We start from the raw sequence: 24,058 nt of genomic DNA, 5'->3' as shown, positions 1-24,058 counted from the left end.
GGACGTGTCAGGTCGGCGTCAGTTCGGTATCAGCCGTGCTGGCGAAAGTAGTGCTCGTGAACAGCACAGCAGCAGGTTCACACCCCAACCGATTCACACGCTGAAGGAGAACAGCCATGTACGCATTCCAGACCCCCGAACCGATCGCCGTCACCGTCGACGTGCTGTCCGGCAATGTCACGGTCATCGCCGCCGACCGTACCGACACCGTCGTCGAGGTCCGACCGGCCGATGCATCCAAAAAGGGCGACGTGCGCGCCGCCGAACAGACCCAGGTCGATTTCAGTGATGGCACCCTGACCGTCAAGACGCCGAAAGACTGGCGCACCTACACCCCGTTCGGCGGCAACCCGTCGATCGAGGTGATCATCGAGGTGCCCACCGGCTCCCGGCTCGAGGGCACCGCCGGTGTCGGCCGATTGCTGGGCACCGGTGAACTCGGACAGTGCGACCTCGAGATCGCCGCCGGCGACATCATCATCGAGCGTCCGCGCGATTCGGTGACCGCGAAAACCGCGAAGGGCAATATCCGCATCGGTGAAGCATCGCGCGGCGTGGTGCGGCTGGAGACGTCCATGGGCGAATTGGAGGTAGGTATCAGCCCGAGCAGCGCGGTCCTGGTGGAGACCAATGCCAAGCACGGAACCGTGCAGAATCAGATGCAACCGGTCGACCGGCATGCGCACAACACGGACACCGTGCAGGTGTACGCGCGGAACTCCTACGGCAACATCATCATTCGGCACGCCATCGCGGCGTAATGCACCCGGCTCTGTCGAGACTTGACCGGCGGCGCGACGCCACATCGGCGTCGTGCGCCGGGATCGGTCGGCTTTCCTGCGGTCGAAGGTGAAGTCGCGGCCAATGCGCGCCAGCTCGCGTGCGAACTTCCCGGTCGCCCTCGGTGACGGCAATTCCCTATCCGAGATGATCTCAGCGCGGTGTACAGCCGGCGGGTGTTGCACCCATGGCCCCAAGGTGTGTGCGGACATCAAATGGCACACCATCCACGGGCATCGCGCACAGCCAGCGCCAAGCGCGTGGCGGATTGCACGACAGACAGCCATCACACGAGCGCGCGGCGGTCAATACGGCATCGCGCGATGTCCGCGCTGTGACCAGGTCGAACACCGTGTCAGGCCGGTGTCAGCTCGATATCAGGCGGCCTGGCGACAGTGTTCATGTGAATAGTTCAGCGATTTCCGCTTCCGGGCTGCGGACGGCACATGGTGACAAGACGATCCTCGACGGCATCGAGCTGCGCACGTACGCGCTCAGCAGCGGCCCGGTCATTTCGAAGAAGGGGTAATCGATGGAACTCAGGGTGGACCGGGAACGCTGCATCGGCGCCGGCATGTGCGTACTGACCGCGCCCGGAGTATTCGACCAGAACGACGAGGACGGCCGAGTGGTGCCACTGGACACCACACCCGCACCCGAGTGGGCGTCGGCCGTCCGCGAGGCCGCCCAGATCTGCCCGTCCGGCGCGATCACCATCGTCTCCGGCGACTAGACCCTGCCAACCCATCCCTATCACCTGATCAGGAAAACCCCATGACTCAAACGGTTCCCGTCCCGCACGGCCTCCCCATGGAACGCAATGCGGACCCCTTCGCCCCGCCCCGCGAAATCACCCGGCTGCGCGAGGCTCGCCCGGTCAGCCCCATGCTCTTCCCCGACGGGCACGAGGGCTGGCTCGTCACCGGTTACGACGCGGTCCGCAAGCTCATGGCCGACACCCGGTTCAGCTCCCGCCAGGACATCGGCATCGTCCACGTGCCATACGAAACCCCGGGCATGCCCGCCGCCACCGAACCGTCCCCGCAGATCCCGGGCTTGTTCATCGCCATGGACCCGCCGGACCATACCCGCCTGCGGCGCAAGCTCACCGGCGCCTTCACCGTCAAACGAATGAAGCAGCTCGAAGAGCACATTGTCGACATCACCGAGCGGCAACTGGACGAGATGGCGCGGCTGTCCCCGCCGGTCGACCTGGTCAAGGCCTTCGCTCTGCCGGTGCCCTCGCTGGTGATCTGTGAACTGCTGGGTGTCCCCTACGCGGACCGGGCGACCTTCCAGGTCAACTCCGCCCAGTTCTTGGTCAAGGACCAGACGCTGGAGGAGAAGATGGCCGCGTTCGGCGCGATGAACACCTACCTTGCCGAACTGGTCACGGGCAAGCGCGCCGAACCCGGCGACGACCTGCTGTCCGATCTGGCCCGCGACGACGACCTCAGCATCGAGGAACTGGTGGGCATCGCCTTCCTGCTGCTGCTCGCCGGCCACGAGACCACCGCGAACATGTTGGCGCTGGGCACCTTCGCGCTCCTGGAGCATCCGGAGCAGCTGGCTGAACTGCGCGCCGACCCGGATCTGATCCCCGACGCCGTCGAGGAACTCATGCGCTACCTGTCCGTCGCCGACATCTTCTATCGCTACGCCACCGACGACATCGAACTCGGCGGCGAAACAATCGGCAAGGGATCGACCGTCGTCGTCTCGCTGCTGGCCGCCAACCGCGACCCCCAGCGCTTCGACAATCCCGACACCCTGGATGTGCACCGTAAGGCTCGCGGTCTCGTGTCCTTCGGCCACGGCGTGCACCAGTGCCTCGGCCAGCAACTGGCCCGCATCGAAATGCGTGCCGGTTTTGCCGGACTGCTGCGTCGCTTCCCGACCCTGGCCCTCGCGATCCCCGCCGACGAGGTGAAACTCAGGACGGACATGAATATCTATGGTGTCCACGAACTGCCGGTCACCTGGACTGCCCGGTAAAACCGTCGGCCGAGTGGCTCAGGGCGAGGATCCGGCGGATCCCGCCCTGAGGGCACGAGCGCACCGGGTCTCCCGGTCGCCGGGGCAGCGCCACCCAGCGATACGGTCAGGGTGTGTCGGTGCAGAGCGCTGGTGGCTCGTTCGGGAACTACCACCTCGAACGCTTGGTGGGTCGTGGCGGTATGGGTGAGGTGTGGTTGGCGCGCGACCGCACCGGCGGCATCGTCGCGTTGAAGGTATTGTCCGCCGCGTATTCCGCCGATCCGGCCTATCGACGCCGTTTCGAGCGGGAGGCCCGGCTGGGCGCCCAGGTGCGCAACCCGCACATCGTGCCGATCCGTGCCTTCGGTGAGGTCGATGGTCATCTGTTTTTGGAGATGGTCTACATCGAGGGCATCGATCTGGCCACGCGGCTGCGGTCGGGTGCGCTGGTGCCTGCTCGGGCGGTCGAGGTCATTGCCCAGGCCGCGCAGGCGCTGGATGCCGCACATGCGGCCGGGCTTGTTCATCGGGACGTCAAGCCGGGCAATATCCTCGAAGACACCAGCGGTTTCGTGTATCTGATCGACTTCGGTATCGCCCGCGCCGCCGACGGCAGCGCTCTCACGGCCACCGGCTTGGTGGTGGGGACGTTGGGCTATATGGCGCCGGAGCGGTTCACCGGTACGGCCGATGTGCGCTCGGATGTCTATTCGCTGGCCTGTGTGCTGTATGAAACCCTCACCGGGAAACTGCCATATGGTGACGGCGATCCGGCACAGCAGATGCATGCGCATTTGATGGCCGAGCCTCCGCGTGCGTCGCGGGCGGTCGGAGGTGTCCCGCCAGCACTGGATGCTGTTATCGCCCGTGGTATGGCCAAAGAACCGGGGGAACGCTACGCAAGCGCGGGAGAATTCGCCGCCGCGGCGAGTGCGGCCTTGGATGGGTCCGCGTCGGCGCTCGCGGCCCCTGTGACATCGGATGGTCACCCGACCCGCGTCATGACCGCCGTCGGCCCGCCGCCGACCTTGGCCGACCATCGGCCGGCGCCCCGAACGCACGAGCCCCGGGCAGTCTCATTTACGGCCGAGCTTCCTCGGCGAAAGCCGCTGGCGCGCTGGTGGTTACCGATCGCGGCCGGGCTGGCACTCGTCGCCGCGGCGGCCCTGTGGCTGCTGAGCGGAGTCCTCGGTTCCGACTCCGTTCCTGCCTCCACGACCTCCGCTGCTGCCTCGACCAATTCGCTTCCTCCCTCGACCGGTGGACAATCCCCGGTTCCGGCCGGTGCGGTGCGCGACGGGAACTTCGCTTTCACCATCACAGGGGTGGTATCCAACGTGAGCCGCACCGGGTCGGCGAGCCCGGGCGGTTCCTACACCATCGTGACGTTGACCGTCACCAACGTCTCCCAACACGGCCAAGTCTTCCGCATCGCCGATCAGCGCCTGATCACCGCTGCGGGCCGCACCCTTGCCCCCGACGCGACCGCGACTACCGAACTGAGCAACGCCGTCGACCAGATCGCTCCCGGCAGTACCAGCACGACCCGGTTGGCCTTCGACCTACCTGGCAAGGATAAGAACGGCAAGAAAAATGACAAGAAGAACGACGCCCCGAGCCAGCTGGTCCTACATGGTGCCCCGTCGTCCGAGGGCGTGACCGTGTCCATCGGGTAGCTGCGAGCCGACGGCCCGCGACGCGTCGATACCTGCGAGTCGCGGCTGATGTACGGGTGTCGATAGCGACGGGCCCCGGCCCGTGGCTGGCACAGGTCGGGGCCCGGAATGCGGTAGGGGTCAGTAGAGGTCTTTGGACAGCACCGGCCAGGAGTGCTTGAGGTCGTCCTGCCAGTAGCCCCAGGTGTGGGTGCCGGTCGGGGGCAGGTCGAAGGTCGCCGGAATTCCCAACTCGTTCAACCGGTTCTGGAGGTTGTGCGAGCACGCGCTCATCGCGGCCTCGATGATGCCACCGACGACGACGTGGTTGGCCACGCTGATCGGGTTGTACTTGTCGTCGCCCATGATGAACGGGTTGCCGGGAGCGTCGTGCTCGCCGGGGAGACCTCCGCCTGCCGCGACCCACAGGTTCGTGCCGCGCAGTTTATCGGCGTGCAGGACCGGATCGTTGGCTTGCCACAGCGGGTTGTCGGCGGGTCCCCACATATTGTCCGGGTTACCGCCGCCCCAGGTTTCGACCGTGGTCTGCACGAACTTCTGGCCGACCGGATCGCTGGTCTGCGCACAGCCGCTGTAGGCGGCGACATTTTGGAACAGGCCGGGCTTGGTAATGGCCAGCATCAGCACCGATGTCCCTGCCATCGAGTAGCCCGCGATCGAGTTCTTGCCGTTGGTGCCCAGTGCCGCGTCGATGATCGGCGGCAGCTCCTCGGTGTAGAAGGTCTGCCATTTGTTGACGCCGAGCACCGGATCGGTCGCGCGCCAGTCGGCGAAGTAGCTCCACCGGCCGCCGATCAGCTCGACGACATTGATGTTCTTGTCGCCGAGGAATTCCTTGGCGTCGGTCTTCTGATCCCAGGAAGCGTTACCGTCGACACCGCCGCCGCCTCCGTTGACCAGATACAGCGTCGGGCGCGGGACCGAGTTGTCCGCAGGCAGATCAACCAGGACCGGAAAGGTCCGATCCATGGCCGTGGAGTGAATCTCGAGCTGCAGTTTGCGGTCGCCGCGGGTCTCTACTTTCTCGATGTAGGAACCGTCCGGTGCCTTGGCCGCGCTGTTGATCGGTGCGGCCGAGGCGGCAGGCGCCATCAGGCTCACTCCCGTGCCGACGACCGTCACAGCGGCGGCCGCCGCAACGAGATCTCTGAATCGCATACCGCGTCACTCCTGAATATCGCATCCGCGCAACGTTCGAACCTGTTTGGCTGATCCACCAAACGGGCAATCGTTACTACCGTAGATCGAATCGGACGCTGGATGCGGCGGGAAGCCCCCAGTCCTGGGGGTCGCTGAGCGTTGCGGCCGAGCGTGGCATCACCTTCGCCAGAAGAAGTGATGCACCACACCGCTCGGGCTCGGGATCTGCTCGAGATGAAAACGGTCGGTGAGTTCGTCGGGGCTGGTCCACAATCGTTCGCCGCGGCCGAGTTCGGTTGAGGCAACGGCTATGTGCATGTTGTCGATGAGATCGGCGGCGAGGAACTCCCGGACCGTGGCAACACCGCCGCCGATGCGCACATCCTTGCCATCGGCCGCGTCGAATGCCTGCTCCAGTGCCTCTTTCGGAGACGCGTCGAGGAAGTGGAAGGTGGTTCGCCCAGAGTGATCGAGGGGCGCACATGGTGGGTGAGGACGAAAACAGGTGTACGGAACGGGGGTTCGTCGCCCCACCAGCCTTGCCAGTCGTAGTTCTCCCATGGGCCTCGCTGTGGACCGAATTTATTGCGCCCCATGATCTCCGCGCCGATGTTGTTGGTGAAGTCGCGGGTGCAATAGTCGTCGAGGCCGTAGGTGCCGCCGGGATCGGTTCGGTTGGGCCAGTGGGCGGTGGCGCCCGCCCAGGAGAAGAGCGCGGTCGGATCGGCGTGGCCGAATGGGCGTTCGCGGCTCTGCCCCTCGCCTGCGCCGTATCCATCGCTGGAGACATTGAAGTTCTGAACTCGCACCAGTTGTGTCATTGGCATCCCTCCTGATTGCAATGTGCAATCGGCTGGGAATTTACCTAGACTGATCTCATTGTGCAACCAGTTAGTGGTGACCGTGCGGATTCAATGGCCGAACTCGAGTGCTCACTGACCGCTGAAGCAGTCGCCGAGTGTCTATCGCCGCAGTTCGAACAGCTACCGCTGGTGGACATCGTCGGCCCACTGGGCGAGTGCTCGATACAGCCAGTCGAGAGCCGTTCCGGCGGTGGTGGTTCCGGTTATCTCGGTGGTGAGTTGCCAGTAGCGATGGATGCGCGGGTCGTTGTCGGATGCGTTGTCGAGGAGTCGATGTCGTAGGTGTGGGGTATCCCGGTCGCGACGGGCGGTGGCGTGCGCGTCGATGAACCGATCGAGCTCGGGGCCGGGGTGCGGGCGGGTGAGCGAGTCCACGGCCGCGCACGCTTCGGCGACCCCGATGACCAGTGCGAGTTTGTCGTGGATTCGGGTCGGATTCGTCCGCCAGAGTTGCCGCGACATCGCGGCGGTGCACGCGGGATCGGCGACGTGGGTGGTGAGCTCGGCGAAGGCGACCATGTGCTGCGGCGTCGGATTCTCGGGTAGGTGCGGGATGTTCATCGCGACGAATCCGTCGAACAGTGCCGGTGGGATCGGGGCGAGTAGTGTCCGCCAGAACGTCACCAGATTGTCGTGTGCGCGGGACCGATCTTGCACGGACGCAAGCAGTTCCAATCGTCGGGCGCGTTCGGCGGGTGGCGCTTCCTCGACGGCGCGAAGCGAAGCCCGCCGCCAGGACAGCAGTCCGAGTTCGGTGTCGAGTGCGGCGCGTTCCGCGGCGATCGCATCGTCAATTGTCAGGGTTCCGGCGAGAACTTCGATGATCGCCGACAAGCTCAGGCCGAACATGCGTAGCCGACGCACCAGCAGCACCTGTTCGACCGCGGCCGCCGGATCGAACAGTCGATGCCCGCCGCCGCTGCGCCGCGATTCCAGAACGCCGTTGTCGCAGTAGAAGCGGAGTGTGCGGACTGGCACGCCGGTGACTCGCGACAGCTCTCCGATACTCACGAGGCCGTCACGGTGTGTGTTCTCGGTCACATTCGCTGGAACCTCCACCTCGGTGGAGTTCCTACCCTACTGGAACACCAATCGGGACAAGGAGATACGCGATGGCCCAGGACACGATGATGAGTGCCGACCAGATCTGGCGGGCTGTCGCCGCCGAGCGAGCCGGTCTGGTCCAGCTATTGGAGCCGCTGTCGGAAGCCGACTGGGACCAGACTTCACTGTGCGATGGCTGGCGCGTGCGCGATGTCGTCGCGCATGTGGTGCTGTCGGCCCGCGCCTCCATTGGTTGGATCCTGATCAATGTGATCCGCGCCCGCGGCAGCCTGGACCGGGCGATTCGCGATACCGCCATTCGCCACACAGAGCGCCGCACGACCCAGCAACTGCTCGGCGAGTTGCGCGACAGCATCGACGCACGGATCACGGCGATCGGCACGACACCGGCCGACCGCCTGATGGACCTCCTGGTGCACGGCCAAGACATAGCCGTCCCACTCGGCATCACCCATGACATGCCGGTAGCCGCCGCACGAGTGGCAATCAACCGAATCTGGACAATGGACGCACCATTTCACGCCCGCAAGAAATTCAACGGCTATCGCCTCGTCGCAACCGACACCGACTGGTCCGCCGGCGTCGGATCTCCCATCACCGGCCCGGTCGCCGCCCTGCTCCTGATCACAACCGGTCGCCAGCACGCATGGGACAAACTCACCGGTGCCGACGCAGCGCGGTTCGCGCAGTCGTAGTGGTGTCCGAGTCGGTGATTCAGTGGACGGCCTTCGTCGCGTATCGGTCCCGGGGAATCACCCGCATCGGGAATCGCTTCCGATCGCACAATCAATTGCCGTGCGCCTCCCGCTGACAGGCTCGGCGAACCGGGTTGGGGCGGGAGGGCATCGACCGCGCTCAGGTAAACGCGAAATTTCTTGCTGGGAATTGACTGGCAATGTCGCGAGAGGTTGCCGAGAGTATCGCGCAGCTGATTGTGGACGCCTTTGGGCGGCAGTAGCTTTCGTTTGCTGAACGTTGCTCTACGAAAGGTCGAACCGATGATTCTGCTCTCCCTCTTGGCCGCGACCGGAAGTGCTGCCGCCGCATGGGCTACCGGAAGTGCCGCGATGGGCGTGGGTAATAGCGGCATTCTGCAGTGAGCCGAGGGATCGGGCGGGACGGCACAGGCGCCGTCCCGCCCGATTCCTATTGCGCGGTGGAGCGGAAGCCGCGCAGGCGCAGGCTGTTGCTGACCACGAAGACCGAGGAGAACGCCATGGCGGCGCCCGCGAGCATCGGGTTCAGCAGTCCGGCCATAGCCAATGGAATCGCCGCGACGTTATAGGCGAAGGCCCAGAACAGGTTGCCCTTGATGGTGCCGAGGGTCCTGCGGGACAGCCGGATCGCATCGGCGGCCGCACGCAGGTCACCGCGGACCAGGGTCAGGTCGCTGGCCTCGATGGCGACATCGGTGCCGGTGCCCATCGCCAGACCGAGGTCGGCTTGGGCCAGCGCCGCGGCATCGTTGACGCCGTCGCCGACCATCGCCACCACCTTGCCTTCGGCCTGCAGCCGCTTGACGGTGTCGACCTTGTCGGCGGGCAGCACTTCCGCGATAACCTCATCGATACCGACCTGTGCCGCAATGGCTTTCGCGGCGGCGGTGTTATCTCCGGTCAGCATGATCGGAGTGAGTCCGAGCGCCTGCAGCTGCGAGATCGCTTCGGCGGAAGTGGGTTTCACCGCATCCGCGACGACGAGCACGCCGCGGGCTTTACCGTCCCAACCTACCGCGACGGCGGTCTTGCCATCGTTTTCCGCTGTCCGCATGGCCCGCTCGAGTTCGGCGTCCAGCTGCTGTGACCAGTCCGCGAGCAGCCTTGCCCGCCCGACGATTACCGCGTGGCCGTCCACCACACCCTGCACACCCAGGCCCTCGATATTCGCGAAATCCTCGACCTGCCGCAGCGTGGCGACCTTATCCCGTGCACCCTTGGCGATTGCCTGGGCGATCGGGTGTTCCGATGAATCTTCCAGCGTCCCCGCCAGTGCCAGCACCTCGGCGGTGTCCTCGCCCTCGGCCGCAATGACATCGAGCAGTGTCATCTTGCCGGTGGTGACGGTGCCGGTCTTATCGAGCACCACGGTATCCACCCGCCGGGTCGACTCCAGCACCTCCGGTCCCTTGATCAGAATGCCGAGTTGCGCACCGCGACCGGTGCCGACGAGCAGCGCGGTCGGCGTGGCCAGCCCGAGGGCACATGGGCAGGCGATGATGAGCACCGCGACCGCGGCGGTGAAGGCCGCCGCGACCGAGCCGCCGGTGCCCAACCAGAATCCGAGAGTCGCGACCGACAATGCGATCACGATCGGCACGAAGATCCCGGAGATTCGGTCGGCCAATCGTTGTGCCTGCGCCTTACCGGTCTGCGCGTCCTCGACCATTTTCGCCATCTGCGCCAGCTGGGTATCAGCACCGATGCGATTGGCGCGCACTACGATCCGACCGCCGACGTTGACCGTCGCGCCGACCACCGCATCCTCGGGACCGACCTCTACCGGCACCGATTCACCGGTGAGCATCGAGGCGTCGACGGCCGAGGAACCCTCGACGACCACACCGTCGGTTGCGATCTTCTCACCGGGCCGCACCACGAAGGTATCGCCAACCCGCAACTGCTCGACCGGAATCCGCTGCTCAACGCCAGCGCGCAGTACCGAGACTTCCTTCGCGCCGAGCTCGAGCAGCGCCCGCAGCGCCGCCCCGGCCCGCCGCTTGGAGCGCGCCTCGAAATAGCGTCCGGCCAGGATGAAGGTCGTGACGCCCGCCGCGGCCTCCAGGTAGATGCTGCCGGTGCCGTCCATTCGCGCGATGGTCAACTCGAACGGATGCTTCATACCTGGCATACCGGCCGTGCCCCAGAACAGCGCGTACAGCGACCAGCCGAATGCCGCGAGCGTGCCCATCGACACCAGGGTGTCCATGGTCGCGGTGCCGTGGCGCAGGTTGGCCAACGCGGCCCGGTGGAAGGGCAGTGCACCCCACACCACGACCGGCGCGGCCAGCGTCAGCGAAAGCCACTGCCAGCTGTCGAACTGCAGTGCGGGCGCCATGGCCAGCGCGATGACCGGAACCGTCAGCACCAGTGAGACCAGCAATCGGGTTCGCAATGCCGCCGTCGGATCGTCATCGGCGGCGGTTTCCGCGGGTTCCTCGATCTTCGGCAGCGTGGCGGTGTAACCGGCCTGTTCGACGGTGGCGATCAGCTGCTCCGGTGAGATATCACCGCTGAAATCGACCCGCGCCTTCTCCGTCGCATAGTTGACCGTCGCGGTGACGCCGTCGAGCTTGTTCAGCTTCTTCTCGATGCGATTGGCGCAGGATGCGCAGGTCATGCCACCGATCACCAATTCGACCTGTCCGGCTGATGGTTGTGTCGCGGTGGTCATCGTGTGCTCCGTTCTATGCGACTCGGGGTAGTGATCAGTGGCCGTGTCCGGCAGGTTCCGCCGCTGGGACGGGTGCGGAACCGGCGGCCGACAGGGTGAATTCGGCGGTGCGAACCACGCCTTCGTGCTGGAAATCGAGGAAGAGTCGGTATTCGCCCGCGCTCGGGGCGTCGACGTAGAAGGTAATGCCTGGTCCGGCTGGGGTCACACCATCGCCGGGGCTGCCCTCCGGATGGACGTGCAGGTAGGCGAGGTCGGCGGCGCGCAGTGCCACGAGGTGACCGTAGGCACCGAGGTAGGGCTGCAGATCGGTAACCGGTTTGCCATCGCGACTGACCGAGAGCACGACCTTCGAGGCCTGGCCCGGCGTGACCGTGCCGTTCAGCGCTATGGTGTACGCACCGACCTGCGCGGTTGTCGATGGTGCGGGCAGTGCCTGCGCGTCGTAGTTGCCCGCGACCCGCAGATCGGCACCCAGCGTCAGGTTCTTACCGCCATCGGGTGTGAAGTCGGCGAAAACGCGATAATCACCGGCCCGGGTGAGGTCCAGCGGAACGCTCCAGGTTCCGGCCTGGTCGAGCACCGGATGCACGTGCTGGAAGGCGGCCATATCGCGGCGGACCACGATGAGGTGCAGATCCTTGTCGTGGCTGCGGACGTAGCTGGTGACGGGTGCGCCGTTGCGATTCAGGATGCGAAACCGTAGCGCGGCATTCGGCGTAGCGGTGGTCTGCGGGGTGTCCAAGCGCAGGGTGTAGCCGTTTTCGCTGGCCATGAGTCCCGCGGGCAACTCTTCGCCCATGGCCTCATGTCCCTTCGAGTCGTGCGCGGACTCGGAGGGTTGCGGGCCGAGCGTCGCACCGACGGCCAGTGCGATCCCGAAGACCGCCGCGAGACCGAGGGTGAAGCCGGTGAACTTGCTTGCTGCGTTCATCAGGAGGCTCCGTTCGGATCATTCGGCGGGCCGTCCCGTCGAACTGGGCTCTACCATACCCCCCTAGGGTACATTGTCAAGCGAGTACGGGGTGAGGGTATGCCGATATGACGAGAGCCCGGTCCGGTAAACCGGGCCGGGCTCGGGGCTGACGATGCTCAGGCTTCTGGGCGGTAAGTGACCAGAGCCACCGCAGGCGCCGAAACCACCTGCACCTCGGCCGACTCCCCAACCTTGACGTGCAGGAATCCACCCTCGATCGAAACCTCGACATCATCGATCGCACGCACCGGCTGTCCATCCCGGTCGAGCAGTGCATATCCCTCGACCAAGGCGACTTTGGTGGCCTTACGCCATTTCGTGCTCATCATGGCGCCTTTCGTTGGTGTGGCTGGCGGGAAGTCCAGTTCCGGCTCGGCGACGTGGTTGAAGTAGTTCGACAAGATATTCAGCGCGATGTGGCCGACCGCCTCGCTCAACTCGGCATCGCTGACGCCGCGCTCACGGGCCGAGCTGATGACGTGATCGCCGATGCGGCCGCGCGACCGCAACACCTCGCGCGCGACCTGCAGCACCGCATCCGCGTGCGGATCATCGGCGTGCGCCTCGCGGGTTGCCGCGATGGCTTCCTCGGTGAAGCCCATTCGGCCCGCTCGCATGCTGTGCGCGGCAACGCAGTAATCGCAACCGTTTTCACTCGCTACCAGCAGGGCCAGTTGTTCGCGGATGCGCGCGGAGAGCTTGCCGCGGGTCAGTGCGTCGCGCATGTTCAGGTATCCGCGCAGTGTCGCGGGGCTATTCGCCATCGCGGCGTAGAGGTTCGGAACCCGGCCCAGTTGGCGCTGCACCTCGGTGAGCAGGTCGGCCTGCTCGGTGTCGGCGGTTTCGGTCGATACAAGCGGTAGCCGAGACATCGTGACTCCAAGTTCGAACGTGATGGTACTGATCGGTACCGAATTGAGACGGTACTGATCAGTTCCGAACATGTCAAGAAGGATGGTACCGATCAGTTCCGTCCGGTACGGTGAAGTCATGGCAACACAGGCCAGGCAGCGGTTACTCACCACCGCCGAGGAGCTCTTCTACGCCGAGGGCATCAGGGCGGTCGGCGTAGACCGCCTGCTCCAGGAGTCCGGAGTCGGCCGCGCATCCTTCTATCGCCACTTCGCGAGCAAGGACGACCTGGTCGTCGCCGTACTCGAGGACCGAGATCGGCGCTGGTTGGCGTGGCTACGCGAGTCCGTCGAAGGGAAGGCGAGCGATCCGGCGGACCGTCCGCTCGCGGTCTTCGACGCGCTCTCGGAACGCTTCGCCCGCAACGACTTCCGCGGCTGCGCCTTCATCAACACCATGGTCGAAGTGGCTGATCCGGGCTCGGCGGCCCATCGAGCGGCTGATCGACACAAGCGGCGCGTGGTCGAATATCTCGCCGAACTGCTCACCGCCGCAGGCCGATCCGATGCCGAGGAGTTGGCCGCCGAATTCGCGCTGCTCGTGGATGGCGCGATAGTCACGGCTGTACGCGAGAACTCCCCAGCCGCGGCCGACCGTGCTCGCACCATCGCGCACCGTCTGCTCGCGGCGACCTGACCTCGCTACCTGTCGCTTGGGCGAGCTTTGGGTAGTGTGCCGCAGACACCTCGGCTCCGTCCGGAAGTCTGTAGGTACTCCTGCGAACGCACGCGATCTGCGTAGCCCTCAGCTGGTCAGGCGGAGTGGAGATGGCGGGCGGTAGGGGAGGTTTCGGTGGTTGCCGGATCCGGGTAGGTGCCGAGTAGACGGTCGGCGGTGCCGGAGGTGGTCACGGTGAACCAGTAGTGCTCATTCTTGTAGTGGTGGTGGCGGTGATTGCGCCAAACCGCCCGGTAGAGTGAGCCTTTCGGCTTGTAGTCGGTGTGGATCAGATAGTGCGTCCATTCGTAGGCGAGGCCGAGGGCGGTGATCATCAACAGGAACGTCAAGCCAAGGCCGATCCGGGGGAAGGCCAGGGTCGCGATCGCGATCAGGACAACGACCAGTACCGACAGCGTCTTGGTCGGGATGAAGATCAGTGGGATATCGCGCGGATCCACGTGGTGCTCACGGTGCTTGCGCGCCAGTTCGCTATCGATCGGAATCGGACCGAGTTGCCGGGGCCGCCAATGCAATACCGTGACGTGCACGATCCATTCGAAGATCGGAAAGACCGCGAGCATGACAGCGGGTACCAGCGCATCGCTCAGTTGCCAGTCGCCCATGATGATTCGGGCGACCAGCGCCGCCACCAGGGTGGTGCCGATCAACCAGGGCGAGGGGTGCCGGATGAATTCGCGGAAGGCGGCGGCCAGCGTGAGGCCGCGGCGCAGAGGCCGACCATCCTGACGTTCGCGGGTTTCATTGCTGGGTGACTGAGGTTTCGTCATGGTCTTTCCTCGATGGAGCCAGTCGGTGCTGTCCATTCGGTGGCGCACCGAGCGATATTCCGATCCGCTGCGGGTGATCCGGGATTGCCTGACCGAATCGCGTACGCCGTCAGCGATCGCTGTTTTCGGTGCCCTCCAATACTTCGATCAGCGCCGTAGTCGCCGGTTCGAGCAGCGCCCGAGCGGTGCTCATGGCTTGTTCCGGCGCACCGGCCTCGATGGCGGTGGCCAGGTTCCGATAGGCCTCGACATTGCCCACCTCGGCGGACATGATCGGAGCCAGCGCCGCGAGCGCGGGTTCATAGGCGGCGCGCAACATGTTGAACATCAGCCGGAAGACGATGGAGTCGGCGGCGTCGACGACGTGATCCCAGAACTCCATCGCATGCCGTTGCGCTGCGATCGGATCCTGTTCGGCGGCAAGCGCTTCGACGGTGCGATCCAGGGCGGCGCGCACGGTGGCGGACTCGGTTTCGCCGAGCCGGATCGCCGCGAGTTCGGCCACCTTGGGCCCATTGTGCAGCCGGGCCTCCAGAATGCTGCGCGCCACTTTCGGTTCCAGCTCACCGGCCTGAATCAGCAGCCGCGGTAGCACCTCGAGCCCGGCCCCGCGCCGGTAATCGAGCACGGTGGTCGCATCCCCTTGCCGCACGGCCACCAGTCCGGCCGCCGCCAGCCGTTGCAGTGCCTCGCGTACCGCGGGCCGCGAAACGCCCAATGCCTCCGCCAACTGCCGCTCACTGGGGAGCGTCGCGCCGGGTGCCAGCTCGCCACTGAGTACATCCGCCGCGATCTGCTCGAATACATCGCCCGACACCGACCGCTTGATTACAGGTTGCAACGCCATATCCTCCACTCTCCGCCAAATAGGTCAGGAGGTCAAGTGGTCAGACCAGTTCGGATCCGCTGATCTGGCGATGTTGAGTTCGCAATTCCGCTGCACAGCAACGCGCTCGACACCGTCCGCGTGGATCCCGATGCGGCCAGACTGTCGCGGTCCCGGCCTCAGTTGGGGCCGGACCCGCGAACAATGCCGAGCCTGATCGGGCGTGCAATCGGTGTGTATTCCCTGACGTGGCCTCGACTCTCGGCGGCCCGGGGGAGATCAACTGGGGTCCGACCCGCGAATGGCGGCGAGCCAGATGGCGGTGGCGGCGGCTACCGAGGTGGCAGCGAGGAAGGCAATGAAGCCACCTGCGGATACGTAGACCCACATGAGGCCTACGAAGGGAGCGGCGACGGTGGATTGGGCGTCGAGCAGTAGGCGGCGACGAATCCGAGCCGAGTCGGTGGCGAGGATCGGAGCATCGGGATCGGGACGGGATGGGTTGTCGATCAAGCGGCCGGGCGGTTCGGAACTGCGAGCCTTTCCGGATGGGTAGAAGTGCAGTTTGGTGGTGTCGACGGATCGGTCGGTCACCGCTGCCTCGGACTCGGTCATGCCGAGCAGCGTCGAGTCGAAAAATACTGGCAACCAGCGAGTTCGATAGTTTTCGGTGATCTCGAGCCAGCTACGGCTGACGAGCCGATGCTGCTGTCGCACTCGCTTGATCTCCACGGTGCGCGCGGCATCGCTACGGTCGCTGCTGCGGCTTGCCCCCTCGCGATCCGCGCTGCTACCTGAGCTTCCGGTGCTGCCGCCTGTGCCGCTACTGGCATCGAGGTGCGAGCCGCCATCGCCATCGCCGCGAGATGAATCCGTTCGGCGTGGACCGATGTCCGCCAAGCCATTCGGCAGCATGCCCAACGCCGTAGCGAGCTGAAAACTCGTATAGCCCACAATGCCCAGCGCAACCGTCGCCAATGCCGCAACTTGATCCAAGTCGCCGAACGGCGCCCAGGCCAAACAGACAACCAGGGCGCCGATCGTCACGGAGACCGGATAGGCCAGCGGATGGCCCGGTCCGAATTTCACTTCAGAAAGCCGACTTTGGTGTAGTCGGGCGAGGCGAGCCCGAAGGCACCGTAGTTGGCGAGGTTATCGCGTACCGCATAGGTGCCCGAGGCCTGCTGCAGTGGCACCGAATAGCCCTCGGCGAAGATCATCTGGTCGCATTTGTTCGCCAATTCGATGGCCTTCGCCGGGTCGAGTTCGGCAATGGTCTGTTCGATCAGCGCGTTCAGTTCGGGGGAGCCGATGCGGGCCTTATTGCTGCCCTGACTGTTGGGGTTGTTCGGGTCATATGCGTAGACCTGCGGCAGCACACCCAGCGGTAGCACGCTACCGCCCCAGCTGAATTGGGCGATGTCGAAGTTCCCCGGATCGATCACATCTTTGAACAACCCTTGGCCGGGTACGGTTTGGATGGTCAGCTTCACCCCGACCTTCGCCAGGTTCTGCTGCACGATCTGCGCCGTCTGCACCCAGGCCTCCTGCTGGTACATCACATCGCGCAGTTCCAGCTTTCGGCCGTCCTTTTCGCGGACATCGCCATTGAGCTTCCATCCAAGCGAGTCGAGCATCCGCGCCGCCTCAGCCGGGTCGTACGCGATGGGCGCCGAATTGTCCTGGTAACCTTTCTGGCCTTTCAGATAGATGTGGTTGTTCAGCGGCGTCGGATTTTCGACGACACCGTTTTGGGCGGCGGTCACCAGTGCCTGCCGATCGATCGCCTTCGAAATGGCAATGCGCAGTTGCGGATCTTCGAGTAGGGCGCCTTTGCCGCCGTTGAAGGTCAGGTGCGACCAACTGGGCTCGGGCGTGCGCCGCACCACCACGTTCTTCGAGTTCCGCGCGCCGGTCACATTCTCGATGCCGGACATATAGGCATAGTCGATCTCGTTGTTCTGGATGCCGGGCAGCACCGCGGAATCGTCGAGCACGCTGAGCGTGATGGTGTCCAGCTTCGGGGTCTCGCCCCACCATTTCGGATTGCGGCCCAACGTGATCCGGTTCTGCGCGCGATCGATGCCGGTGAGTATGAACGGACCCGAGCTGACCGGGAGAGCGTCGTGATCGGCGTTGCTGAAAGCATCCGGAGTAGCGGTGACAGACTTCGGATACAGCGGGCTGAATTGACCCTGCCATTCGGCATACGGCTTATTGAAGGTGACGATCGCCTGCCGGTCGTCCTCACCTCGTTCGACCTTCTCGACCCGGTCGAAGCCGCTGGGTGAGGAGATGAGGAAACCGGGATCCTTACCGCTGAGCGCGGCCGCCTCCGATCGCAGGTCCTCCCAGGTGATCGGGCTGCCGTCGGACCATACGGCCTTCGGGTTGATCGTGTAGGTGACCTGCTGCGGACTGGTATTCGTCAGCTTGATGTCGGTGAAGTAATTGTGATCGACGGTGAGTTCCCCCGCGGCATTGCTCACCCAAGGCGACGGCATCGTCGGATTGATCACCGAGGCCGTGGTGTCGGTGGTGCCGTCGATATGCAGGTAGTTGAAGTTCTCCGGGAAGTTGGTAATGGCCAGCCGCAGATTCCCGCCGTCGCGCAGTTCGCCGCGATCCTTCGGATTGATGTCATTGGTGCTACCGATATCCACCGTGCCCGGAGTGATGCTGTTGTCGGAACAACCGGTCGCGATCAGACCGAGCGCGACAACCGGCACTGCCACCGCGGTTGCGAATCTCATTTCTCGAACCCGACCTTCGTGTAATCCGCCGATGCGAGGCCGAAGGCGCCGTAATTGGCCAGCCCCTCGCGCACCGCGACGGTGCCCGCGGACTGCACGATGGGCAGCGAGAAGCCCTCCTCGAAGATCATCTTGTCGCACTCGTTCGCCAGCTCGATGGCCTTATCGGGATCGAGTTCAGCGATTGTCCGCTCGATCAGCGCATTCAGTTCGGGCGAGCCGATCTTGCCTTTATTGCTCAACGTATTCGCCGGGTCGAAGGCGTAGATCTGCGGCAGCGCACCGAGCGGAAGGATGCCACCGCTCCAGGTGAACTGGACGATGTCGAAGTTGCCCGGATCGACCACATCGGTGAAAAGTCCATTGCCCGGGTAGGTCTGGATGATCAGCTTGACGCCGATCTTGGCCAGATTCTGCTGAGCGATCTGGGCCATCTGCACCCAGCTCTCCTGCTGGTACATCACATCGCGGATTTCCAGCTTGCGGCCGTCCTTTTCGCGGACATCACCGTTGAGCTTCCACCCCAGGTCATCGAGTTCTTTGGCGGCTTGGTCGGGGTTGTAGGCTACCGCTGCCGCATTGTCCTGGTACCCCTTCTGACCGACCATGAAGATGTGGTTGTCGAGCGGCTTGGGATCGACCACGACGCCCTGTTGGGATGAGGTCGCGATGGCCTGCCGATCGATACCCTTCGAAATGGCAACGCGCAGCTTCGGATCCGCGAGGATCGAGCCGGGCGCGCCATTGAAGGTGAAGTGCGAGAACCGCGGCGCGGGCGCGCGGCGCACCTTGATGCCGGGCGCGTTCGAAGCGGTCTTGACCTCATCGATACCCGAGACCGACGCCGAATCCAGTTCGTTGTTCTGCAGCGCGTTCAGCCGGGCCGAGTAGTCGAGCACGCTATAGGTGACCGTATCCAGCTTCGGCGTATCGCCCCACCATTTCGGATTGCGGCTCAATACGATTCGCTGCTGCGCCTTATCGATCGAGGTGATCATGAACGGCCCCGCCGAAACCGGCAGACCGTTGCGGTCGACGTCGTCGAAGGCCTGCGGGGTCGCGGTCGAGGCCTTGGGGTAGACCGTGCTGAAGATGCCCTGCCATTCCGCATAGTGCTGGGCCATGGTGACGATCGCCTGCCGGTCGTCGACACCGCGTTCGATCGTGCCGATCTGGGCGTAGCCCTGCGTTGCCGCTACCTGGAAGGCTGGGTTGCGCCCACTGAGCGCTTCGGCCTGGGATTTCAGATCTTCCCAGGTGATCGGAGTCCCATCGGTCCAGACCGCCTTGGGATTGATCGTGTAGACAATGGTCTGCGGATTCGTATTGGTGAGTTTGATCTCGGTGAAATAGTTGGTGTCGGTGGTGATACTGCCCGCCGCATCGGATTTGACCGAACCCGGCAACGCCCACCCCACCAGATCGGAAACCTCACCGTCGGAGTCGACGTGGGATGCATTGAAGGTCGCCGGGAAGTTCGTCAGCGCCAGCCGCAGATTCCCGCCGTCGCGCAATTCGCTGGTGTCCTTCGGATTGATGTCATTGGCCGTGCCGATCGAGCTGGAACCCGCCGTCACGTCATCGCCCGACCCGCACCCGGACAGAATCAGCGCGATGGCGACGGCGGGTGCCGCGATCCGAATTCCCACCCGGCGCTGCCGGGAGATGCGTGCTGTTGTCATTTCACGAATCCGATCTTGGTGTAGTCGTAGGAGGCGAGGCCGGGGGAACCGATATTGGCGAGATTCGCGCGGACGCCGAAGCTGCCGTCGCTCTGCATCAATGGCAGCGAATGACCCTCCTCGAACACCTTGCGATCCACTTCATTGGCCAGCTCGAGCGCCTTCGCCGGATCCAGCTCCGACAGGGTGCGATCGATCAGGGCATTGAGTTCCGGTGAGCCGATGCGGGCGTAATTGCCCTGCAGGTCGTTCGGGTCGTAGTAGTACGTCTGTCGAATACTGCTGAACGCGAACGCATCACCCACCCAGATGAACTGGGCGGCATCGAAATCACCGGGGTGTATGACATCGGTGAAATACCCGGCGCCGGGCCTGGTGTCGATGGTCAGGCCAACTCCGATTCGGGCGAGATTCTGTTGGATGATCTGAGCGATCTGCACCCAGGTCGGATCGTTGTACATGACATCGCGGATGACGAGCTTGCGCCCGTCCTTCTCCCGCACATCGCCATTGAGCTTCCACCCCGCCTCGTCGAGTTCGCGCGCCGCGGCGGTCGGATCGAAACCGGGGCTATTGTCCTGATAGCCCGCCTGACCCTGCAGGAAGATGTGATTGTTCAGCGGCTTCGGATTCTCCACCAGCCCGTTCTGAATCGCGGTGACGATCGCCTGCCGATCGATGGCCTTCGAAATGGCAACGCGCACCTTGGCATCGGACAGGATGGACCCCGGCGCGCCATTGAAGGTGATGTGGCGCCAACGATTACCCGGTGCGCGGCGCACCACCAGACCGCCGGTATTGCGTACCGTCTGGACGTCGTCGACCGTGGTCAACTGCACCATGTCGAGTTCGTTGTTCTGCAGCGCGGTCGTCCAGGCCGAGTGGTCGAGCACGCTGTAGGTAATGGTGTCGAGTTTGGGCTTGTCTCCCCACCATTTCGGATTGCGGCCCAGCACGATTCGGCCCTGCGACCGGTCGGTGGCGACAACCTGGAACGGTCCGGCGCTCGGTCCCATCGCATCGGCCAGGCTCTTGTTGAATGAATCCGGATCGGCGGTAACGGATTTCGGGAACAGCGCGGCATTGCCCGCGAACTGGCCGCGCCATTCGGCGTAGGGGCGGCTGAAGGTCAGCACGGCCTGGCGATCGTCGACGCCGCGCTCCACTTTGTCCACGAATTCGAAACCGTTGGTGATGGCGATCAGGAACCGCTTGTCCCTACCGCTGAGCGCATTGGCCTCGGATTTGATGTCTTCCCACGTGATCGGATTGCCGTCGGACCAGACGGCCTTCGGATTGATCGTGTACGTGACCTGCTGCGGATTGGTGCCGGTCAGCGCGACGTCGGTGAAAAAGTCCTTGTTGATGGACAATTCGCCCGCCGCGTTGGTATCGAACGCGCGCGGCATCAGCGGCCGTTCGATATCGGCTATCTCGCTGTCGTTGCCGTCATTGGACAGGGTGTTCCAGTTGGCCGGATACGTCGTGGCCGCCAGGCGCAGATTTCCGCCGTCGCGGATATCGTCGACGTGCATGGGGTTGATGTCGTTGGTGGTGCCGAGCGTATCCGACAGCCCCGCCGTCGAATCGCCGCCCGAGCCACAGCCCGCCGTGATCAGACCCAATACGATCAAAGCCAGCGCGGCAACCGGTGCCGTCCCCTTGGTTCGGGTTCTCGATCGCATCGCGCTCTCCCTCTATCGGCTGACGACAGGCACCGGGACCGCATCGATCAACGCGCGGGTGTAGTCGTTGCTCGGACGGTCGAAGATCTGTTCGGCGGGCCCGGCCTCGACGATCTTCCCGCGATACATGACCGCGATGTCGTGGGCCAGATTGCGCACCACCGAAAGATCATGCGAGACGAACAGATAAGACAGACCGTGCTCGGTCTGCAGGTTGCGCAGCAGATTCAGCACGCCCGCCTGGATCGACACATCCAGTGACGACACCGGTTCGTCGAGTACGAGAATCTCCGGATCCAGGGCCAGCGCGCGGGCAATGCTGATGCGTTGCTTCTGGCCGCCGGAGAAGTCGGCGGGGTAGCGGTCGGCGTGTTCGGGCCGCAGTCCCACCTGTTCGAGCAATTGCGGTATCCGCTTGGCGATTTCGGTCCGGGGACGGCCATCGATGCGCATCGGTTCGGCGAGCACGTCGAAGATCGGCAGCCGCGGGTCGAGTGCGGCCGTCGGATCTTGGAAGACGATCTGCATCTTCCGGCGGATCTCCCGCTTGCGCGCCTTGGTCACGGTCGCGATATCGCTGCCCATGATCTCGATGGTGCCCGCTTGCGGCTTCACCAGTTCGAGAATCTGGGTGAGTGTGGTGGATTTTCCGGATCCGGACTCGCCGACCAGCGCCAATGTGCGCCCGGCACGCACCTCGAAGCTGATGCCGTCGACGGCGCGGACCTCACCCTTGCGGCGCTTGAACACCACACCGGAGGTGATCGGATAGGTCTTCACCAGATCCGAAACCCGCAGCACCACACGCTCATCGGTATCAGCTTCGGCGCTCGGTTCCGAGATCTCCTGACGGTAGGCCTCGAACAGATCGGCGGAGGTGACTTCGGCGGTCCGGATGCAGGCGGCCGAATGGCCGGGGCCGGTCTTCTCCAATGGCGGCTCGGCCGCACGGCAGTCATCGATCGCTATCGGGCAGCGCGGCGCGAACGAGCAACCCGGCGGCAGCGCGTGCATGGCCGGGGGTGCGCCGACGATCGGGATCAGCGGACCGCGGGGCGGGCCGTCCATGCGCGGAATCGAACCGAGCAGGCCGACCGTATACGGCATCCGTGGCGCGGCGAAAAGTTCTGCCGCCGGGGCGGTTTCAACGATCTTCCCGGCGTACATCACCGCGACTCGATCGGCGAGCGTGGCCGCGATACCCATATCGTGGGTGATCATGATGACACCGGCGCCGGTGATATCGCGCGCCTTGCGCAGCAGATTCAGGATCTGCTTCTGCACCGTCACATCGAGTGCGGTGGTCGGCTCATCGCAGATGATCAGCGCGGGATCATTGGCAATGGCCATGGCGATGACCACCCGCTGACGCATCCCGCCGGAGAATTCGTGCGGAAATGCCTTGGCGCGCAACGCCGGCTCCGGAATGCCGACCAGATCCAGCAGTTCCACGGCCCGTGCGGAGGCGGCTCGGCTGGTCATATCCGTATGCGCCAGTAGTGCTTCGGCGACCTGATCGCCGACCCGGTACACCGGCGTCAGCGCCGAAAGTGGGTCCTGGAACACCATGCTGATGGAACGTCCACGCAGCTTGGACAATTGGCGATCGCCCAGCCCGAGCAGTTCGCGCCCGCGCAACCGGATGGAACCGTTGATCCGCGCCTGCTCCGGCAGCAATCCGATCACCGCGAGCGAGGAGACCGACTTACCCGATCCGGATTCACCGACGATCGCGAGCACTTCACCATCGGAGACGGTGTAGTTCACCCCTCGCACCGCATCGATGCGGCCCTCTTCGCTGGGGAAGGAAACCCGAAGATCGGAGACCTCCAACAGCGGTGCGGTGGAGTTCTTCTCGATGGCGACGATATCGCCCGTCATGCCGCTACCTTCTTTTCCGACCCGGCCTTCTTGCGTGAGCGAGCCCGTTTGGCACTGGGGTCGAATGCGTCGCGCAAACCGTCACCGACCAGATTCGCCGAGAGCACGATGACGATCAGCAGTCCACCGGCGAACATGAACAGCCAGGGGAAAGTGAGCGCCGATGCGGTGCCCGAGGCGATGAGCGTGCCGAGTGACACATCCGGCGACTGCACACCGAATCCGAGGAAGCTCAAACCGGTTTCGGCCATGATCGATGCGCCCACCGACAGCGTTGTGTCGATGATCAGGATCGATGCGATATTCGGCAGGATATGGCTCAGGATCACCGTCTTGGTCGGCGCGCCCATATACCGTGCCGCCTTGACGAATTCGCGTTCGCGCAGGCTCATGGTCAACCCGCGCACAATGCGAGCGCTGATCATCCAGCCGAAGACGCTCAGCAGCAGGATCAGCAGCAGGATGGATCCGCTGCCCTTGGTCTTCGGTGCGAAGAGGGCAACGATGATGAAGCTCGGTACCACCAGCAGCAGATCGACCAGCCACATGATGGCCCGATCGGTGAAACCGCCGATGAGTCCGGCGATCGAACCGGTCAGTGCCGCGATGGTGGTGCTGATGATGGCGACGCAGAAGCCGATGATCAGCGATTTCTGCATGCCACGAAGGGTCTGGGCGAGCACATCGTGCCCGATGGCATCGGTACCGAAGGGGTGCTCGGCCGACGGCGGTTTACGCAGCGCCGTGCCGTCGAGTTGCTGATAGTCCCAGGTCCAGAAGTACGGCAGCACATAGGCGACCAGCACCAGGATCAGTAGCATGAGCACGCCCGCGACGGCGGACTTATTGCGCAGGAAGCGCCGCAGTACCAGCCTGCGCCGACCGGAGGCGGCCGCGGCCTCCGGCGCACCTTGGACAATGATCTCGGCTTCCGTCATGACCGCGCCTCGCTAGCGCTCGGTTCCGTCACGCCGGACGGTGCTGTGTTGATGGTTCGTTCGCTG

At 64.4% G+C, this 24,058-nt stretch carries 20 protein-coding genes and 1 pseudogene; 7 read left to right on the top strand and 14 right to left on the bottom strand.

The window, feature by feature from the left end; genetic code table 11:
* Positions 1–116 precede the first annotated feature (116 nt).
* From ACIBG0_RS28660 to ACIBG0_RS28640, 5 genes are all read left to right on the top strand, one after another.
* Positions 117–761 carry a hypothetical protein gene (locus tag ACIBG0_RS28660; protein WP_397036477.1) on the top strand — a complete coding sequence of 215 codons (645 nt, stop codon included), beginning with the start codon at positions 117–119 and terminating at the stop codon, positions 759–761.
* A gap of 422 nt (positions 762–1,183) precedes the next feature.
* Entirely contained in the window at positions 1,184–1,309 is a 126-nt protein-coding gene (locus tag ACIBG0_RS28655; RefSeq protein ID WP_397036475.1) for a hypothetical protein, read from the top strand.
* Positions 1,310–1,312: 3 nt separating this feature from the next.
* Positions 1,313–1,513, top strand: a complete 201-nt coding sequence (locus tag ACIBG0_RS28650; protein ID WP_397036473.1) for a ferredoxin — start codon at positions 1,313–1,315, stop codon at positions 1,511–1,513.
* A gap of 41 nt (positions 1,514–1,554) precedes the next feature.
* Entirely contained in the window at positions 1,555–2,775 is a 1,221-nt protein-coding gene (locus ACIBG0_RS28645; RefSeq protein ID WP_397036471.1) for a cytochrome P450, read from the top strand.
* A gap of 113 nt (positions 2,776–2,888) precedes the next feature.
* Positions 2,889–4,433: a serine/threonine-protein kinase gene (locus ACIBG0_RS28640; protein ID WP_397036469.1), complete on the top strand. Its 1,545-nt coding sequence runs from the start codon at positions 2,889–2,891 to the stop codon at positions 4,431–4,433.
* 120 nt (positions 4,434–4,553) lie between these two features.
* Here the strand turns inward: ACIBG0_RS28640 and ACIBG0_RS28635 are convergent, their stop codons facing one another.
* From ACIBG0_RS28635 to ACIBG0_RS28625, 3 genes and pseudogenes are all read right to left on the bottom strand, one after another.
* Positions 4,554–5,591 (bottom strand): alpha/beta hydrolase, encoded by a 1,038-nt coding sequence (locus tag ACIBG0_RS28635; protein ID WP_397036467.1) that lies wholly within the window; start codon positions 5,589–5,591, stop codon positions 4,554–4,556.
* Positions 5,592–5,750: 159 nt separating this feature from the next.
* Positions 5,751–6,394: pseudogene (locus ACIBG0_RS28630) on the bottom strand (dihydrofolate reductase family protein).
* Positions 6,395–6,556: 162 nt separating this feature from the next.
* Positions 6,557–7,477, bottom strand: a complete 921-nt coding sequence (locus ACIBG0_RS28625; protein ID WP_397036465.1) for a MerR family transcriptional regulator — start codon at positions 7,475–7,477, stop codon at positions 6,557–6,559.
* Between the two features lie 71 nt (positions 7,478–7,548).
* Here ACIBG0_RS28625 and ACIBG0_RS28620 point away from each other — a divergent pair, with 71 nt between their 5' ends.
* The gene (locus tag ACIBG0_RS28620) at positions 7,549–8,196 is read left to right on the top strand and encodes a maleylpyruvate isomerase family mycothiol-dependent enzyme (protein ID WP_397036464.1); all 648 of its coding nucleotides are present in this window, start codon (positions 7,549–7,551) and stop codon (positions 8,194–8,196) included.
* 451 nt (positions 8,197–8,647) lie between these two features.
* Here ACIBG0_RS28620 and ACIBG0_RS28615 read toward each other — a convergent pair whose 3' ends face one another.
* The 3 genes from ACIBG0_RS28615 to ACIBG0_RS28605 all read right to left on the bottom strand — a co-directional run bounded on the left by ACIBG0_RS28615 (position 8,648) and on the right by ACIBG0_RS28605 (position 12,739).
* Positions 8,648–10,891 carry a heavy metal translocating P-type ATPase gene (locus ACIBG0_RS28615; RefSeq protein WP_397036462.1) on the bottom strand — a complete coding sequence of 748 codons (2,244 nt, stop codon included), beginning with the start codon at positions 10,889–10,891 and terminating at the stop codon, positions 8,648–8,650.
* A gap of 34 nt (positions 10,892–10,925) precedes the next feature.
* Positions 10,926–11,825, bottom strand: coding sequence for a hypothetical protein (locus ACIBG0_RS28610; protein ID WP_397036460.1), 900 nt, complete (start codon positions 11,823–11,825; stop codon positions 10,926–10,928).
* 158 nt (positions 11,826–11,983) lie between these two features.
* Positions 11,984–12,739: a carboxymuconolactone decarboxylase family protein gene (locus tag ACIBG0_RS28605; RefSeq protein ID WP_397036458.1), complete on the bottom strand. Its 756-nt coding sequence runs from the start codon at positions 12,737–12,739 to the stop codon at positions 11,984–11,986.
* Positions 12,740–12,857: 118 nt separating this feature from the next.
* Between ACIBG0_RS28605 and ACIBG0_RS28600 the strand changes: the two genes are divergently transcribed.
* Positions 12,858–13,415 (top strand): TetR/AcrR family transcriptional regulator, encoded by a 558-nt coding sequence (locus tag ACIBG0_RS28600; RefSeq protein WP_397036456.1) that lies wholly within the window; start codon positions 12,858–12,860, stop codon positions 13,413–13,415.
* A 116-nt stretch (positions 13,416–13,531) separates the two neighbouring features.
* Here ACIBG0_RS28600 and ACIBG0_RS28595 read toward each other — a convergent pair whose 3' ends face one another.
* The 8 genes from ACIBG0_RS28595 to ACIBG0_RS28560 all read right to left on the bottom strand — a co-directional run bounded on the left by ACIBG0_RS28595 (position 13,532) and on the right by ACIBG0_RS28560 (position 23,992).
* A complete protein-coding gene (locus ACIBG0_RS28595) occupies positions 13,532–14,227 on the bottom strand; it encodes a sterol desaturase family protein (RefSeq protein WP_397036454.1) in 696 nt (231 codons plus the stop codon).
* 109 nt (positions 14,228–14,336) lie between these two features.
* The gene (locus ACIBG0_RS28590; RefSeq protein WP_397036453.1) at positions 14,337–15,074 is read right to left on the bottom strand and encodes a FadR/GntR family transcriptional regulator; all 738 of its coding nucleotides are present in this window, start codon (positions 15,072–15,074) and stop codon (positions 14,337–14,339) included.
* 258 nt (positions 15,075–15,332) lie between these two features.
* Positions 15,333–16,142, bottom strand: coding sequence for a hypothetical protein (locus ACIBG0_RS28585; protein ID WP_397036452.1), 810 nt, complete (start codon positions 16,140–16,142; stop codon positions 15,333–15,335).
* Positions 16,139–17,806 (bottom strand): ABC transporter family substrate-binding protein, encoded by a 1,668-nt coding sequence (locus ACIBG0_RS28580; protein ID WP_397036451.1) that lies wholly within the window; start codon positions 17,804–17,806, stop codon positions 16,139–16,141. The genes ACIBG0_RS28585 and ACIBG0_RS28580 overlap by 4 nt, the downstream gene beginning before the upstream one ends.
* Positions 17,803–19,488: an ABC transporter family substrate-binding protein gene (locus ACIBG0_RS28575; protein ID WP_397036449.1), complete on the bottom strand. Its 1,686-nt coding sequence runs from the start codon at positions 19,486–19,488 to the stop codon at positions 17,803–17,805. The genes ACIBG0_RS28580 and ACIBG0_RS28575 overlap by 4 nt, the downstream gene beginning before the upstream one ends.
* Positions 19,485–21,173: an ABC transporter family substrate-binding protein gene (locus ACIBG0_RS28570; protein WP_397036448.1), complete on the bottom strand. Its 1,689-nt coding sequence runs from the start codon at positions 21,171–21,173 to the stop codon at positions 19,485–19,487. Before ACIBG0_RS28570 ends, ACIBG0_RS28575 begins: the two co-directional genes overlap by 4 nt.
* 12 nt (positions 21,174–21,185) lie before the next feature.
* The gene (locus ACIBG0_RS28565; protein ID WP_397036446.1) at positions 21,186–23,054 is read right to left on the bottom strand and encodes a dipeptide ABC transporter ATP-binding protein; all 1,869 of its coding nucleotides are present in this window, start codon (positions 23,052–23,054) and stop codon (positions 21,186–21,188) included.
* On the bottom strand, positions 23,051–23,992 hold the full coding sequence (locus ACIBG0_RS28560) for an ABC transporter permease (RefSeq protein WP_397036445.1): 942 nt from the start codon (positions 23,990–23,992) through the stop codon (positions 23,051–23,053). Before ACIBG0_RS28560 ends, ACIBG0_RS28565 begins: the two co-directional genes overlap by 4 nt.
* Positions 23,993–24,058 lie beyond the last annotated feature (66 nt).

Source organism: Nocardia sp. NPDC050630 (assembly GCF_044457245.1).
Classification (GTDB): Bacteria; Actinomycetota; Actinomycetes; order Mycobacteriales; family Mycobacteriaceae; genus Nocardia.
Note: the sequence above shows the minus strand (reverse complement) of the source record. Positions and strands in the feature narration are given on the sequence as shown.